Source organism: Kitasatospora sp. NPDC028961 (assembly GCF_055564815.1).
The window spans coordinates 94,360-109,558 of sequence record NZ_JBVHVO010000023.1; the positions used below are offsets into that span (position 1 = coordinate 94,360).

Here is a 15,199-nt window from a genome sequence, read left to right on the forward strand (position 1 = left end):
GGAAGAGAAGTTGAGCACCTTCACCGCCCCCAAGGGCACCTACGACCTGCTGCCCCCCAGCTCCGCGACCTTCCTGGCGATCCGCGAGCGGATCGCCGCGCCGGCCCGCCGGGCCGGCTACGGCTACATCGAGACCCCGGTCTTCGAGGACGTGAAGCTCTTCTCCCGCGGCGTCGGCGAGTCCACCGACATCGTCAGCAAGGAGATGTACAACCTCACCACCAAGGGCGGCGACGAGCTCGCGCTGCGCCCCGAGGGCACCGCCTCGGTGCTGCGCGCCGCGCTCCAGGCCAACCTGCACAAGCAGGGCAACCTGCCGGTCAAGCTCTGGTACTCGGGCTCCTACTACCGCTACGAGCGGGCGCAGAAGGGCCGCTACCGCCAGTTCTCGCAGGTCGGCGCCGAGGCGATCGGCGCCGAGGACCCGGCGCTGGACGCCGAGCTGATCATCCTGGCCGACGACGCCTTCCGCTCGCTGGGCCTGCGCGACTACTCGCTGCTGCTCAACAGCCTCGGCGACAAGCAGTGCCGCCCGGTCTACCGGGCCGCGCTGGTGGAGTTCCTGGCCGGCCTCGACCTGGACGACGACACCCGCCGCCGGGCCGAGATCAACCCGCTGCGCGTGCTGGACGACAAGCGCGAGTCGGTGCAGGCCCAGCTCGGCGGCGCGCCGATGCTGCGCGACTTCCTCTGCGAGGAGTGCAAGGCCTACGACGAGAAGGTCCGCGAGCTGCTGACCGCCAACGGGGTGGCCTTCACCGACGACCCCAAGCTGGTCCGCGGCCTGGACTACTACACCCGTACCACCTTCGAGTTCGTCCACAACGGCCTCGGCGCGCAGTCCGCGATCGGCGGCGGCGGCCGCTACGACGGGCTCTCCGAGATGATCGGCGGCCCCGCGCTGCCGTCCGTCGGCTGGGCCCTCGGGGTGGACCGCAGCTACCTGGCGATGGAGGCCGAGGGCGTCGTCCTCGACCTGCCGGCCGCCACCTCCGTCTACGCCGTCGCGCTCAGCGACCAGGCCAAGAACGTCCTCTTCGCCAAGGTGGTCGAACTGCGCCGCGCGGGCGTCGCCACCGACCTCGCCTTCGGCGTCAAGGGCATCAAGAACGCGATGAAGTCCGCGGACCGTTCCGGCGCCCGCTTCGCCGTGCTCGCCGGTGACCGGGACCTCGCCGACGGCGTCGTCCAGCTCAAGGACATGACCACCGGCGAGCAGAACCCCGTCGCCCTCGACGCTCTCGTCACCACCCTGAAGGAGAAGCAGCTGTGATCCGCACGCACGACGCGGGCACGCTCCGCCCGGAGCACGCAGGCACCACCGTCACCCTGGCCGGCTGGGTCGCCCGCCGCCGAGACCACGGCGGCGTGGCCTTCATCGACCTGCGGGACGCCTCCGGCACCGTGCAGATCGTGGTCCGCGACCTCGACTCGGTGCACGGCCTGCGTGCCGAGTACTGCGTCAAGGTCGTCGGCGACGTCCGCGTGCGGCCCGAGGGCAACGAGAACCCGGACATCCCGACCGGCGCCGTCGAGGTCGTGGTCAGCGAGATCGAGGTGCTCTCCGAGGCCGCCCCGCTGCCCTTCCCGGTCGCCGAGTACGAGCCCGGTACGGTCAACGAGGAGGTCCGCCTCCGCTACCGCTACCTGGACCTGCGCCGCGAGGGCCCGGCCAAGGGCCTGCGCCTGCGCTCCAAGGTCAGCAACATCATCCGCCGGGTGATGGAGGAGAACGACTACCTCGACATCGAGACGCCGTACCTCACCCGCTCCACCCCCGAGGGCGCCCGCGACTTCCTCGTCCCGGTCCGCCTGCAGCCCGGCCACTGGTACGCGCTGCCGCAGTCGCCCCAGCTGTTCAAGCAGCTGCTGATGGTGGCCGGCATGGAGCGGTACTACCAGATCGCGCGCTGCTTCCGCGACGAGGACTTCCGCGCCGACCGCCAGCCGGAGTTCACCCAGCTGGACATCGAGGCCTCCTTCGTCGACCAGGAGGACATCCTGGCCCTCGGCGAGAAGATCATCGGTGCGATCTGGCGCGACGTGCACGGGTACGAGATCCCCAACCCGCTGCCCCGGATGAGCTACGCGGACGCGATGGGCCGCTACGGCTCGGACAAGCCGGACGTCCGTTTCGGTCAGGAGCTCACGGACCTCACCGAGTACTTCAAGGGCACATCGTTCCGCGTGTTCCAGGCCCCGTACGTCGGCGCCGTGGTCATGCCCGGCGGTGCCTCGCAGCCGCGCAAGCAGCTCGACGCCTGGCAGGACTGGGCCAAGGCGCGCGGCGCCCGGGGCCTCGCCTACGTGCTGATCGACGCCGAGACCGGCGAGCTGCGCGGCCCGGTCGCCAAGAACCTCTCCGAGGAGCACCTGGCCGGTCTGGCCGCCGCCGCCGGGGCCAAGAACGGTGACGCGATCTTCTTCGCGGCCGGCAAGGAGCGCCCCTCGCAGGAGCTGCTCGGCGCCGCCCGCCTGGAGATCGGCCGCCGCTGCGAGCTGATCGACGAGTCCCGCTGGGCCTTCCTCTGGGTCGTCGACTTCCCGATGTTCGAGCCGATCGAGGACGACAAGGGCGAGTTCCAGGGCTGGCACGCGGTGCACCACCCGTTCACCGCCCCGACCGCCGAGTCGCTCGCCACCTTCGACACCGACCCGGGTTCGGCGCTCTCCAACGCCTACGACCTGGTCCTCAACGGCTCGGAGCTGGGCGGCGGTTCGATCCGTATCCACCAGCGGGACGTGCAGAAGCGGGCGTTCGACGCGATCGGCCTCTCCGAGGAGGAGGCGGCCTCGCAGTTCGGCTTCCTGCTGGACGCCTTCAACTACGGCCCGCCGCCGCACGGCGGTGTCGCCTTCGGCCTGGACCGCGTCGTCACGCTGCTGGGCGGGTACGACACCATCCGCGACGTCATCGCGTTCCCGAAGACGTCCACCGGTGGTGACCCGCTGACCGGTGCCCCGACCCCGATCACCCCGGCGCAGCGTCGCGAGGCCGGCGTCGACGCCCAGCCGAAGGTCCGCGAGGACGCCAAGTCCTCCGAGGTCAAGCCCGAGGCCCAGCCCCAGGCCTGACGCCCAATCGGCTAATCTTTCACGGCCCCGGACGGCGCACCCGCCGTCCGGGGCCGGTCCACAACGGTGTGCGACGGAGAGAGGCTCCCCCCATGAAGGTCACCACCAGAATCGAGTGTCCCGAGGACGCACCCGCCACCAGACGGGTCCACATGGCGGCCTTCCCCGGCCCCGACGAGGCCGATCTGGTGGACGCGCTGCGCCGCGACCCCGCCTGGCTGCCCGAGCTGTCCGTGGTGGCGGTGGACGAGGCCGGGCTGGTGGTCGGCCACGCGCTGCTCACCCGGCTGGCGGTCGGCGACGGCCGGGGCCTGGCGCTCGCGCCCGTCGCGGTCGCCCCGGAGTGGCAGCGCAAGGGCGTCGGCGAGCTGGTCGTCCGGGCCGCGCTGACGGCCGCGGAGGAGGCGGCGGAGAAGCTCGTCGTCGTCCTCGGCGATCCGGACTACTACGGCAGGTTCGGCTTCGCGCCGGCCGGCCGGCACGAGGTCACCGGCCCGTTCGAGGTGCCGGAGGCCTACTTCCAGACCCTCGCCCTGCCGGCCTACGACGGCGGTCCGCGCGGGCTCTGCCGCTACCCGGAGCCCTTCGAGGCGGTCTGACCCGACCCGGCCCGCCCCCGTACGCGCCGGACCGGCTCCGTCCGGCTCACTCCGCCTGGCCCGGGACCGCCGGGCCGGCCGAGAATCCGACCGTGGCCCGGCAGCTGCGCACGAACGCGGCCATGGCGGGCGTCAGTTCGCGGCCCATCGGCCAGTAGAGCCCGACCAGGCTCGGGCTGAGCCCCCGCACCGGCCGGTACGCGACATCCTCCCGCGCCGCCAGCCTGCTCATCGCCTCCGGGGCGAAGCCGACGCCCTGACCGCACACCACCGCGGCCAGCCACTCGTCGGAGTTGTGCGCCACCGCGCCGATCCGCACCGGTCGCCCGCGCCGTTCCGGGACCGCCAGCCAGTAGTCGCGCCAGTGCCCGGCCTCCAGCGGGATCGCGACGAAGGGCTCGTCCAGCAGGTCCTCGAACCGGATCACCTGGTGGCCCGCCAACCGGTGCCCGGCCGGCAGCGCCACACAGCGCGGCTCCTCGCCCAGCACCGCGACGTTGTACTGCTCGGAGAGCGACGGCGGGGCGTGCAGCTCCACCTGCCAGCCGGGCATCCGCCGGGTGAAGTCCGTCACCGTGCTGCGGGTCATCAGGTTGATGCTGCCGCCCTCGAAGCCCACCCGCAGCGTCGAGCCCTGCTCGGCCGCCGCCGCCCGGGTGGCGCGCAATGCGTCGTCCCAGCCGGCCAGCATCGGCCCGGTGCGCTCGGCCAGGGCCCGGCCGGCGTGGGTGGGCGCCATGCCCCGGCGCGAGCGCTCGAACAGCTCCACCCCGAGCAGGGCCTCCAGCTGGCGGATCTGCTTGGTGAGGGTCGGCTGCGAGACGAACAGCCGGGCCGCGGCGGCCGTCAGCTGGCCCTCCTCGCAGACCGCGGCGAAGCTCCGCAGCAGTCGGGTGTCCACATCCATGCCCCAAGGTTATGGAACGGGATATTGGACCGGCCCGGCAGGTCTGCGACAGGGTTGATCACTCGGCCCTCGCGGGCCGGCCACGGGGGAGTCCGGCAGCGGCGGTTCAGGGGGCCGCCGCTGCCGGGCCGGCGCCCCGGCCTGCGGGAACCCGGAGTTGCGCCTACGGTGAGTGCTCATCAGCCTTTGCCGAACGGAGGCACCCAGGTGGCAGCCAAGGCCGAGCGCGATCCCGGTACCGGGCCGGAGCACCGGCGGGAGCGGCTCGCGAAGAAGCCGTACGAGCGGGAGCTGCTGAGGCTCCAGAACGAACTGGTGAAGCTCCAGGAGTGGGTGCGGGCCGAGGGCGCCCGGCTGGTGGTCGTCTTCGAGGGGCGCGACGCGGCCGGCAAGGGCGGCGCGATCAAGCGGGTGACGGAGTACCTGAACCCGCGCATCGCCCGGGTGGCGGCGCTGCCCACGCCCACCGAGCGCCAGCGGACCCAGTGGTACTTCCAGCGCTACGTCGAGCAGTTGCCGGCCGCGGGGGAGATCGTGCTGTTCGACCGCAGCTGGTACAACCGGGCCGGGGTCGAGCGGGTGATGGGCTTCTGCACGGACGAGCAGTACTGGCAGTTCCTGCACCAGTGCCCGATGTTCGAGCGGATGCTGATCGAGTCGGGCATCCTGCTGCGCAAGTACTGGTTCTCGGTCAGCGACACCGAGCAGCAGCGGCGGTTCCGGGACCGGCTGGAGGACCCGATGCGGCGGTGGAAGCTGTCGCCGATGGACGTCGAGTCGGTCAGCCGCTGGGAGGACTACTCGCGGGCCAAGGACGAGATGTTCGTCTACACCGACATCCCGGACTCGCCGTGGAACGTGGTGGAGAGCGACGACAAGCGGCGGGCCCGGCTCAACATGATCGCCCACCTGCTCTCGACCGTCCCGTACCGCGAGGTGGCCCCGCGGCGGATCGAGCTGCCGGCCCGCCCGGAGTCGCGCGGCTACCAGCGGCCGCCGCGGGACCTGCAGAAGTACGTACCGGACCACTCGGCGCGGATCGGGTAGGCCCGGCCGCCCGACAGCTCCGCGGGGCCGCCGGGGCGCGGACCCGGCCGGGGGCGCGGCGGCCGGGCCGGGGTGTTGGTCGGCTCGCATAGGCTTCCGGTGTGGACGAACCGGACCTCTTCACCGCCGCCGCCGAGGAACGCCAGGCCAAGGAGCCCGGCCGGGCCCCGCTGGCCGTGCGGATGCGCCCGCGCACCCTGGACGAGGTCGCCGGGCAGCGGCAGCTGCTGAAGGCGGGCTCGCCGCTGCGCCGGCTGGTGTCGGGCTCGCGCGGCCCGGCGGCGACCAGTTCGGTGATCCTCTGGGGGCCGCCCGGTACCGGCAAGACCACCCTGGCGCACGTGATCAGCCAGTCCGTCGAGGGCCGCTTCGTGGAGCTGTCCGCGATCACCGCGGGCGTCAAGGAGGTCCGCGCGGTGATCGACGGCGCCCGCCGGGCGGTCGGCATGAACGGCAGGGAGACGGTGCTCTTCCTGGACGAGATCCACCGCTTCTCCAAGGCCCAGCAGGACTCGCTGCTGCCCGCCGTGGAGAACCGCTGGGTCACCCTGATCGCGGCCACCACCGAGAACCCGTACTTCTCGGTGATCTCCCCGCTGCTGTCGCGCTCGCTGCTGCTCACGCTGGAGTCGCTGACGGACGAGGACATCCGCGCCCTGCTGCACCGCGCGGTGGCCGACGAGCGCGGTCTGGAGGGCGCGCTGGAGCTCACCCCGGAGGCCGAGGACCACCTGGTCCGGCTGGCCGGCGGGGACGCCCGGCGGGCGCTCACCACGCTGGAGGCGGCCGCCGGGGCGGCGCTGGAGAAGGGCGAGGCGAGCATCACGCTGGCCACCACCGAGACGGCCGTGAACCAGGCCGCGGTGCGCTACGACAAGGACGGCGACCAGCACTACGACGTGGCCAGCGCGCTGATCAAGTCGATCCGGGGCAGTGACGTGGACGCCACCCTGCACTACCTGGCCCGGATGATCGAGGCGGGGGAGGACCCGCGGTTCATCGCCCGGCGGCTGATGATCTCGGCCAGCGAGGACGTCGGCCTGGCCGACCCGACGGCGCTGGCCACGGCGGTCGCGGCGGCCCAGGCGGTGGCGCTGATCGGCTTCCCGGAGGCGCGGATCATCCTCTCCCAGGCGGCGATCGCGCTGGCGCTGGCGCCCAAGTCCAACGCCGCCTACCTGGCGATCGACGCGGCGCTGGCGGACGTCCGGCAGGGCCTGGCGGGTGCGGTGCCGCCGCACCTGCGGGACGCGCACTACGGCGGCGCGGGCAAGCTCGGGCACGGCCAGGGCTACCAGTACCCGCACGATCTGCCGGAGGGCATCGCGGCGCAGCAGTACGCGCCGGACGCCGTGCACGGCAAGGCGTACTACCGGCCGACCCGGCACGGCGGGGAGGCCCGGTACGCGGACATCGTGGAGTGGACCAGGGGCCGGCTCAAGGGCGAGTGATCGGCGGGTATACTCGTCCGGAGTGCCGTGTCCCGGGCGCGGCGGCAGGGGAGACCCTGACCGACCGGCCGCACCAGCGGGGCAATGGCCGTGGTCTCCTCCGGGAGGCCCCAGGAGCGTCGCGCACCGTTTCGGTGTCGCGTGCAGCCCACCAACCCAGGTTCGGTGGGCCACTCGTGTGCTTGCACATCCGTGCCCGGTCGTGGAGAGCGGCTGATCGCACTGCCCCCGGGCGGTGCGGTTGTCTCCGGACCGCGAGGAGCGACCTCCGTCAACACCTGGTGAAGCCGTATTCGTAAGCAAGGAAGGTTTGGTTCATGGCGAACCAGAAGCGTCCCAAGGTCAAGATCGCGCGTGCGCTCGGCGTGCCGCTGACCCCGAAGTCCGTCAAGTACTTCGAGGCCCGCCCGTACCCGCCCGGCCAGCACGGCCGTGGCCGCAAGCAGAACTCGGACTACAAGGTCCGTCTGCTCGAGAAGCAGCGTCTGCGCGCCCAGTACGACCTGAGCGAGAAGCAGATGGCGCGCGCGTTCGACCGCGCGAAGAAGGCCGAGGGCAAGACCGGTGAGGCGCTCGTCGCCGAGCTGGAGACCCGTCTGGACTCCCTGGTGCTGCGTTCGGGCATTGCCCGCACCATCTACCAGGCCCGTCAGATGGTCGTCCACGGTCACATCGAGGTCAACGGCGGCAAGGTCAACAAGCCGTCGTACCAGATGAAGCCGGGCTTCGTCGTGACCGTTCGCGAGCGCAGCAAGGAGAAGGTCCCGTTCCAGGTCGCCCGTGAGGGTGGCTACGCGGGCGAGGGCCAGACCCCGAAGTACCTCGAGGTCAACCTGAAGGCCCTGGCCTTCCGCCTGGACCGCGCGCCGCAGCGCAAGGAGGTCCCGGTGATCTGCGACGAGCAGCTCGTCGTCGAGTACTACTCGCGCTGACCCGCGAGCGGTACGCCTGCCGTACCCAGCGAGCCCCCGTCGCCTTTCGAGGCGGCGGGGGCTCGTCCCGTTCCCGGGTGCTCCCGGGGTGTGCTCAGTCGTCCTCGCCGGTCATCGCGGCGGCCAGCCGCAGGTGCGGGCGGGCCTCCTCGGCGCGGCCCTGGCGCTCCAGGGTCCGGCCCAGCATCAGCCGGGCGTAGTCCTCGGCCGGGTGGGCGTCCAGGATCCGGCGCAGCTCGGCCTCGGCGCGGGAGAGCTGGGCCGAGTGGAAGTAGCTGCGGGCCAGCAGCAGCCGGACCGACAGGTTGGCCGGCTCCTCGGCGAGGACGCCCTCCAGCATGCGGGCGGCGTCGGTGTACGCCTTGGAGTCGAAGTAGAACGTCGCGAGGCGGTACTCGTCGGCGGTGTTGGTGGCCACGATTGCTCCTTCCGGGCGTCCGCCCGGCGGGGGTGCCGGGGGTGCCGACCGGTGTAGCAATGGACAAGATTCAACTATTCCTGGCCGGTGAGGGGTGCGGCGCCGGCGGCACCGGGAAGGGGCCCGGCAGCCGGCCCGGACCGCCCGCGCGGCCGTCGCCGCCGAGCGCCCGGTGGACGGCGGCGTCGAGGTCCAGCCGGGCGCCGCGGTCGAAGCACTCGGTGAACTCCTGCTCGGTCAGCCCGGCCCTGGCCCGCTCCTCGCAGTGCCGGTGGGGGCCGTTGAAGGTGCGCGAGCCGAAGAACGGCTTGCCCACCGCCTGCCAGATCCGGTGCGCGGCGCCCTGCAGCACCCGGGCCTCGCGCAGGTCGCCCGGCCGGCCGGGCCCGGTGGGCTCGGTCTCCAGCAGCGCCAGCAGGTCGATCGCCAGCACGATGCCCAGCAGGTCGTGGAAGAGGTGGTTGAGCCGGACGCTCTCGCGGGCCCGCGCCCGGGCCAGCCGGACCTCGCCGTCCAGCCAGTGCGAGTACCCGAGCGCGTAGAGCCCGTAGGCGTACGCCCACTGCTCGCCGTGCTCCTCGCAGAGCTCGCGGACCTCGCCGAGCCAGAACTCGCCGCTGTCCTGGTCGCCCTGGAACAGGTAGGCGATGCCCAGCTCGAACATGGCCATCAGGACGTTGCTGTTGAGCTCGCCGATCGTCCGGTAGTGCCAGAGCGCCTCCTCGAAGAGCTCGGCGGCACGGGCCGGCTCGTCCCCGATCAGCGCGGCGCAGCCCTGCCGGTGGACGGCGTAGGCGAGCGCCCGGTCGTCGCCGGTGTCCAGCGCCTGGCGGCGGCACTCCTCCAGGGCCGGGCGGGCGGTGAGCAGGTCGCCCTGGAGGGTCGCCATGTATCCGGTGACCCAGAGCGCCTTGGCGCGGGCCTCGGTCGGCTCGGGGTCGAGGGCGAGCGCGCGGTCCAGCCAGTGCCGGCCCTCGCCGAGGTGGCCGCAGCCGACCCAGTAGAACCAGAGCGTGCTCGCCAGCAGCAGGGCGAGCTGCTCCTCGCCCGGTTCGGCCAGGCAGAACTCCAGCGCCGCGCGCAGGTTGGGGTGGGCGAGCTCGGTGCGCTCGGCGGTCTCCGCCTGCCGGGGGCCGAACCACTCGACCTCGCCCCAGGTGGCCACGCCCAGGTACCAGTCCCGGTGGCGGCGCCGCAGCCGCCGCTCCTCACCGGTCGAGCGCAGCCACCGCAGGCCGTACTCGCGCAGGGTGTCCAGCAGTCCGAACCTGACGCCGCCCCCCTCCTCGGCCGGCCGGCCGGGGGTCGACACCCGGAGCAGCACCGACTTGTTGATCAGCTCGGACACCAGGTCGAGCAGGTCCTCCGGTTCGATGCCGTCGCCGGCGCAGACGTACTCGGCGGCCTCCAGGTCGAAGCTCCCCGCGAAGACCGAGAGCCGGGCCCAGAGCAAACGTTCCTGCGGCGTGCAGAGTTCGTGACTCCACCCGATGGTCGTGCGAAGCGTCTGGTGGCGCGGCAGCGCCGTCCGGGCGCCGCCGGTGAGCAGGCGGAACCGGTCGCCCAGCCGGGCGTCGATCTGCGCGACCGAGAGCGACCGCAGCCGGCCGGCCGCCAGCTCGACGGCCAGCGGGATGCCGTCCAGCCGGCGGCAGAGCTGGGCGATCCCCTCGGCGGAGGCCGCGGTGATCTCGAAGGAGGGCAGCACCGCCCGGGCCCGGTCGGCGAACAGCCGCACCGCGTCCGGCAGTACGCCGGGGCCGAGCGGGCCCACCGGCAGCGGCGCCAGGACGAGCAGGTGCTCGCCCGGGGCGCGCAGCGCCGCCCGGCTGGTGGCCAGCACCCGCAGGCCGGGCAGCGCCCGCAGCAGAGCGTCGACCAGCTCCGCGCAGGCGTCCACCAGGTGCTCGCAGCCGTCCAGCACGATCAGCGTCCGGCGCCCGGCGAGCTGCTCGGTCAGCACGTCCAGCGGCGGCCGGGAGGTGCCGTCGGTCAGTCGCAGCGCCTCCAGCACGGCGTGGCCGAGCAGCAGCGGGTCCTGCACGGGGGCGACCTCGACCAGCCAGGTGCCGTCCGGGAAGGCGCCGGCCGCCCGGGCCGCCGCGCGCAGGGCCAGCCGGCTCTTGCCCACGCCGCCCGGGCCGGTCACCGTGACCAGCCGCGCGGCGGCCAGCAGCCGGGCCAGCTCGGTCAGCTCCCGCTGCCGGCCGACGAAGCTGGTCACCTCGGCCGGGAGCCGGCCGGGCGCCGGCTCCCGCCGCGCCGCCCCCGCTCCGGGCCGTGCTGTCGGGTCCGCGGCCAAGCGCTGCTCCCGTCTCCGGGCCCGGACCGTCGCGGTTCGGGCGTGCCCGCGGGCCGCCCCGGCGACGGCCCGTCCGGCAGAACGAGGTGACCGGCCGGTAGGTTACGCGCGCGGCTCGTACACCGGACCGGATCCGCGGGGGCGGGCCCGGGGACGCCCCGGCCGATATCCGGTCCGGAAACCGGCCGTGGTCGCGATAGGGTCTCCTTCGGAGAACAGCAAGGCGAGGGAGCGCACAAGGTGTCCGTGGGAGAGCTGGCCGGCTTGCTCGTCGCCGTGTTCTGGGCGGTCCTGGTCACCCTGCTCGCCGTCGTGCTGGTGCACCTCTCGCGGGTGCTCAAGGAGGCCGCCGTCCTGGTCTCCGCCGTGACCGAGCAGGCCGTGCCGCTGCTGACCGAGGCCGGAGCCGCCGTGCGCAGCGCCAACGAGCAGCTGGAGCGGGTGGACGAGATCACCGCCAACGTCCAGGACGCCGCCGCCAACGCCCAGGCGCTCTCCTCCACCGTCGCGGCCACCCTGGGCGGGCCGCTGGTCAAGGTCGCGGCCTTCAGCTACGGCGTCCGCAAGGCCGTCGCCAAGCAGAACGGCACCGTGACGCTGCCCACCCAGCCGAGCGAGCGCGAGGAGCTGGCCCGGCTGATCCGGGCCGAGGTGCGCGCCGCGACGACGGCCAAGAGCGGCCTGCTCGCGCGGGTCCGGCGCGCGGTGAGGGGCTGACGGCATGGTGCGACGCATCTTCTGGATGGCGGTCGGCGCCGGTGCCACCGTCTGGGCCATGAACAAGGCCAACGAGGCCGTGCACCGGCTCACCCCGGACAGCCTCTCCGGCACCGCCGCGCGCGGCGCGCTGCACCTGGGCGACGCGGCCAAGCGGTTCGCCCAGGACGTGAAGGCGGGCATGGCCGAGCGCGAGGAGCAGCTGCGCGGGGACCTCGGACTGGACGGCACCGCCGTCGTCGAGCCCCGGCGCCGGGTCCTGCGCGGCGAGCCGCAGTACCGAGCTATCTCGGCGGCGCCCGGCAGCCCGGCCGCCGCCCTGCCTCCGTCCAGCAGTGCCCGCGCATCGTCCGACGGTGCGCGCACCACCCCAGCCATCGAAAAGACGCCCGGCCGCGCACTGCCGCAGCCGGGCGGTACCCCGAACCGGAAGGACCACTAATGGAGTCGGCAGAGATCCGCCGCCGCTGGCTGCGCTTCTTCGAGGAGCGCGGCCACACCGTCGTTCCGTCGGCGTCCCTGGTCGCCGACGACCCCACCCTGCTGCTGGTCAACGCCGGCATGGTGCCCTTCAAGCCGTACTTCCTCGGCGAGGTCAAGCCGCAGTTCTCCCGGGCCACCAGCGTCCAGAAGTGCGTGCGCACCCTGGACATCGAGGAGGTCGGGAAGACCACCCGGCACGGCTCCTTCTTCCAGATGTGCGGCAACTTCTCCTTCGGCGACTACTTCAAGGAAGGGGCCATCAAGTTCGCGTGGGAGCTGCTCACCACTCCCGTCGCGGACGGCGGCTACGGCCTGGAGAAGGAGAAGCTCTGGATCACCGTCTACAAGGACGACGACGAGGCCGAGCAGATCTGGCGCGACGTCATCGGCGTGCCCTCCGAGCGCATCCAGCGCCTCGGCATGAAGGACAACTTCTGGTCGATGGGCGTCCCCGGCCCGTGCGGCCCGTGTTCGGAGATCAACTACGACCGCGGCCCCGCGTACGGCGAGGAGGGCGGCCCGGCCGTCAACGGCGAGCGCTACCTGGAGATCTGGAACCTGGTCTTCATGCAGTACGAGCGCGGCCACGGTGACGGCAAGGACGGTTTCGAGATCCTCGGCGACCTGCCGAGCAAGAACATCGACACCGGCCTCGGCCTGGAGCGCCTCGCCGCCATCCTGCAGGGCGTCGACAACCTCTTCGAGATCGACACCAGCCGGATGATCCTCGACCGCGCCGCCGAGCTGACCGGTCACACCTACGGCGCCGACCACAAGTCGGACGTCTCGCTGCGCGTGGTCACCGACCACATCCGCACCGCGCTGATGCTGATCGGCGACGGCGTCACCCCCGGCAACGAGGGCCGCGGCTACGTGCTGCGCCGCATCCTGCGCCGCGCCATCCGCAACATGCGCCTGCTGGGCGCCACCGGCCAGGTCGCCAAGGACCTGACCGAGGTCGCGATCAAGGCGATGGCCCCGCAGTACCCGGAGCTGGAGGCCGACCGCAAGCGCATCGAGACGGTCGTCAGCGGCGAGGAGGCGGCCTTCCTGCAGACCCTGAAGGCCGGCACCACCCTGCTGGACACCGCGGTCACCGAGACCAAGCAGTCCGGCGGCGCCGTGCTCTCCGGCGAGCAGGCGTTCAAGCTGCACGACACCTACGGGTTCCCGATCGACCTGACCCTGGAGATGGCCGAGGAGCAGGGCCTCCAGGTCGACGAGGCCGGCTTCCGCCGCCTCATGCAGGAGCAGCGGGACCGTGCCAAGGCCGACGCCAAGGCCAAGAAGATGGGCCACGCCGACGTCGCCGCGTACCGCGAGGTCGCCGACAAGTCCGGCGCCAGCGTCTTCACCGGCTACAACCTCACCGAGGGCGAGGCCACCGTGGTCGGCCTGCTGGTGGACGGCGTCCCGGCGCCGGCCGCGAGCGAGGGCGACGAGGTCGAGATCATCCTCGACCGCACCCCGTTCTACGCCGAGGGCGGCGGCCAGCTCGCCGACCACGGCCGGATCCGGCTGGACTCCGGCGCCGTGGTGGAGATCCGCGACGTGCAGCAGCCCGTCCCGGGCGTGACGGTGCACTCCGGCGGCGTGCTGTTCGGCGAGGTCGTGCTCGGCGCCTCGGCGTACGCCACCATCGACATCGAGCGCCGCCGGGCCATCGCCCGCGCCCACTCGGCCACCCACCTGACCCACCAGGCGCTGCGCGACGCGCTCGGCCCGACGGCCGCCCAGGCCGGCTCCGAGAACGCCCCCGGCCGCTTCCGCTTCGACTTCGGCTCGCCCGCCGCCGTGCCCGGCAGCGTGCTGGTCGACGTCGAGCAGAAGATCAACGACGTGCTGACCCGCGAGCTGGACGTGACCGCCGAGGTCATGACGATGGACCAGGCCCGCAAGGCCGGCGCCATCGCGATGTTCGGCGAGAAGTACGGCGACTCGGTCCGCGTCGTCACCATCGGGGACTTCTCCAAGGAGCTCTGCGGTGGCACGCACGTCGGCAACACCGCCCAGCTGGGCCTGGTGAAGCTGCTCGGCGAGTCCTCGATCGGCTCCGGCGTGCGCCGGGTCGAGGCGCTGGTCGGCGTGGACGCCTACAAGTTCCTCGCCCGTGAGCACACCGTGGTCGCCCAGCTGACCGAGCTGGTCAAGGGCCGCCCGGAGGAGCTGCCGGAGAAGATCTCGGGCATGCTCGCCAAGCTCAAGGACGCCGAGAAGGAGATCGAGCGCTTCCGCGCCGAGAAGGTGCTGGCCGCCGCCGCGGGTCTGGCCGACTCCGCCGAGGACGTCCAGGGCATCGCCGTGGTGGCCGCCCGGGTCGCCGACGGCACCGGCGCCGACGAGCTGCGCAAGCTCGTCCTGGACGTGCGCGGTCGGCTCGGCTCGCGGCCGGCCGTGGTCGCCGCCTTCACGGTGGCCAACGACCGCCCGCTGACCGTGATCGCCACCAACGAGGACGCCCGCGGGCGCGGCATCAAGGCCGGCGAGCTGGTCCGGGTCGCCGCCAAGACCCTCGGCGGCGGCGGTGGCGGCAAGGACGACGTCGCCCAGGGCGGCGGCTCCGACGCGGGCGCGGTCGGCGAGGCCATCGCCGCGGTGCGCGGTCTGGTCGCGGAGCGCGCCAGCTGATGGACCAGGAGGAGAGGCCGCCCTTCCGCCGCGGGCGGCGGATCGCCGTCGACGTTGGTGACGCCCGGATCGGGGTCGCGTCCTGCGACCCCGACGGGGTGCTCGCCACGCCGGTGGAGACCGTCCCCGCCGGGGTGAAGTCGCAGGCCAGGATCGCCGCCATCGCCGACGAGTACCAGGCGATCGAGGTGATCGTCGGCCTGCCGCGCTCGCTCAGCGGCAAGGAGGGCCCGGCGGCGGAGAAGGTCCGCGGGTACGCCACCCGGCTGGCCAACCGGCTCTACCCGGTGCCGGTCCGGCTGGTCGACGAGCGGATGTCCACCGTCACGGCCACCCACGGGCTGCGCGCCTCCGGGGTCAAGGCCAAGAAGGGCCGCTCGGTGGTCGACCAGGCCGCCGCGGTGGTGATCCTGCAGACCGCCCTTGAGTCCGAACGGGTGAGCGGACGCCCGCCCGGTGAGAGCGTCGAGGCGGCCGGCTGACCGGCCTGATCTAACGTCCCGGTGAAGGGGCCCGTGCGGACGCGTCCGCACGGGCCCCCTTTTCCCTTTCCTCGACCACCACAGGGGTTCCACTACCCAACAAAAACTCCACCCCCGGACCCCACCCTGCCACCCCTACGTCTCTGTTTTCGCACCCA

General features: G+C 72.9%; 13 protein-coding genes. 10 read left to right on the forward strand and 3 right to left on the reverse strand.

The genetic code is table 11. From position 1 onward, the window contains the following. The first annotated feature begins 10 nt into the window (after nucleotides 1-10). The 3 genes from hisS to ACZ4UX_RS28930 all read left to right on the forward strand — a co-directional run bounded on the left by hisS (nucleotide 11) and on the right by ACZ4UX_RS28930 (nucleotide 3,674). Nucleotides 11-1,273, forward strand: a complete 1,263-nt coding sequence (gene hisS, locus ACZ4UX_RS28920; RefSeq protein WP_329486809.1) for a histidine--tRNA ligase — start codon at nucleotides 11-13, stop codon at nucleotides 1,271-1,273. Next, a complete protein-coding gene (aspS, locus tag ACZ4UX_RS28925; RefSeq protein WP_352293289.1) occupies nucleotides 1,270-3,075 on the forward strand; it encodes an aspartate--tRNA ligase in 1,806 nt (601 codons plus the stop codon). The genes hisS and aspS overlap by 4 nt, the downstream gene beginning before the upstream one ends. A 92-nt stretch (nucleotides 3,076-3,167) precedes the next feature. Then, nucleotides 3,168-3,674, forward strand: coding sequence for a GNAT family N-acetyltransferase (locus ACZ4UX_RS28930; RefSeq protein ID WP_329486807.1), 507 nt, complete (start codon nucleotides 3,168-3,170; stop codon nucleotides 3,672-3,674). 46 nt (nucleotides 3,675-3,720) lie between these two features. Here the strand turns inward: ACZ4UX_RS28930 and ACZ4UX_RS28935 are convergent, their stop codons facing one another. Further along, a complete protein-coding gene (locus ACZ4UX_RS28935; protein ID WP_465708819.1) occupies nucleotides 3,721-4,581 on the reverse strand; it encodes a LysR family transcriptional regulator in 861 nt (286 codons plus the stop codon). 291 nt (nucleotides 4,582-4,872) lie between these two features. On the opposite strand from ACZ4UX_RS28935, the gene ppk2 reads away from it, so the two are divergent. The 3 genes from ppk2 to rpsD all read left to right on the forward strand — a co-directional run bounded on the left by ppk2 (nucleotide 4,873) and on the right by rpsD (nucleotide 8,011). Next, complete coding sequence (gene ppk2 / locus ACZ4UX_RS28940) at nucleotides 4,873-5,628, forward strand: polyphosphate kinase 2 (protein WP_465708823.1); 756 nt, start codon at nucleotides 4,873-4,875, stop codon at nucleotides 5,626-5,628. Nucleotides 5,629-5,729: 101 nt separating this feature from the next. Continuing rightward, nucleotides 5,730-7,079 carry a replication-associated recombination protein A gene (locus ACZ4UX_RS28945; protein WP_329486804.1) on the forward strand — a complete coding sequence of 450 codons (1,350 nt, stop codon included), beginning with the start codon at nucleotides 5,730-5,732 and terminating at the stop codon, nucleotides 7,077-7,079. A 317-nt stretch (nucleotides 7,080-7,396) separates the two neighbouring features. Further along, entirely contained in the window at nucleotides 7,397-8,011 is a 615-nt protein-coding gene (gene rpsD / locus ACZ4UX_RS28950; protein ID WP_063346792.1) for a 30S ribosomal protein S4, read from the forward strand. Between the two features lie 94 nt (nucleotides 8,012-8,105). On the opposite strand, the gene ACZ4UX_RS28955 is transcribed toward rpsD, so the two are convergent. Continuing rightward, the gene (locus ACZ4UX_RS28955; RefSeq protein WP_329486803.1) at nucleotides 8,106-8,429 is read right to left on the reverse strand and encodes a tetratricopeptide repeat protein; all 324 of its coding nucleotides are present in this window, start codon (nucleotides 8,427-8,429) and stop codon (nucleotides 8,106-8,108) included. Nucleotides 8,430-8,499: 70 nt separating this feature from the next. Then, nucleotides 8,500-10,731, reverse strand: a complete 2,232-nt coding sequence (locus tag ACZ4UX_RS28960) for an ATP-binding protein (protein ID WP_465708820.1) — start codon at nucleotides 10,729-10,731, stop codon at nucleotides 8,500-8,502. Nucleotides 10,732-10,971: 240 nt separating this feature from the next. On the opposite strand from ACZ4UX_RS28960, the gene ACZ4UX_RS28965 reads away from it, so the two are divergent. The 4 genes from ACZ4UX_RS28965 to ruvX are packed head-to-tail and all read left to right on the forward strand — an operon-like array spanning nucleotide 10,972 to nucleotide 15,041. Continuing rightward, on the forward strand, nucleotides 10,972-11,448 hold the full coding sequence (locus ACZ4UX_RS28965) for a DUF948 domain-containing protein (RefSeq protein WP_329486801.1): 477 nt from the start codon (nucleotides 10,972-10,974) through the stop codon (nucleotides 11,446-11,448). A gap of 4 nt (nucleotides 11,449-11,452) precedes the next feature. Then, on the forward strand, nucleotides 11,453-11,890 hold the full coding sequence (locus ACZ4UX_RS28970) for a DUF6167 family protein (RefSeq protein WP_465708821.1): 438 nt from the start codon (nucleotides 11,453-11,455) through the stop codon (nucleotides 11,888-11,890). After that, nucleotides 11,890-14,559 (forward strand): alanine--tRNA ligase, encoded by a 2,670-nt coding sequence (alaS, locus tag ACZ4UX_RS28975; protein WP_359808734.1) that lies wholly within the window; start codon nucleotides 11,890-11,892, stop codon nucleotides 14,557-14,559. Before ACZ4UX_RS28970 ends, alaS begins: the two co-directional genes overlap by 1 nt. Next, the gene (gene ruvX, locus ACZ4UX_RS28980) at nucleotides 14,559-15,041 is read left to right on the forward strand and encodes a Holliday junction resolvase RuvX (protein ID WP_329486798.1); all 483 of its coding nucleotides are present in this window, start codon (nucleotides 14,559-14,561) and stop codon (nucleotides 15,039-15,041) included. The genes alaS and ruvX overlap by 1 nt, the downstream gene beginning before the upstream one ends. Nucleotides 15,042-15,199: the final 158 nt, after the last annotated feature.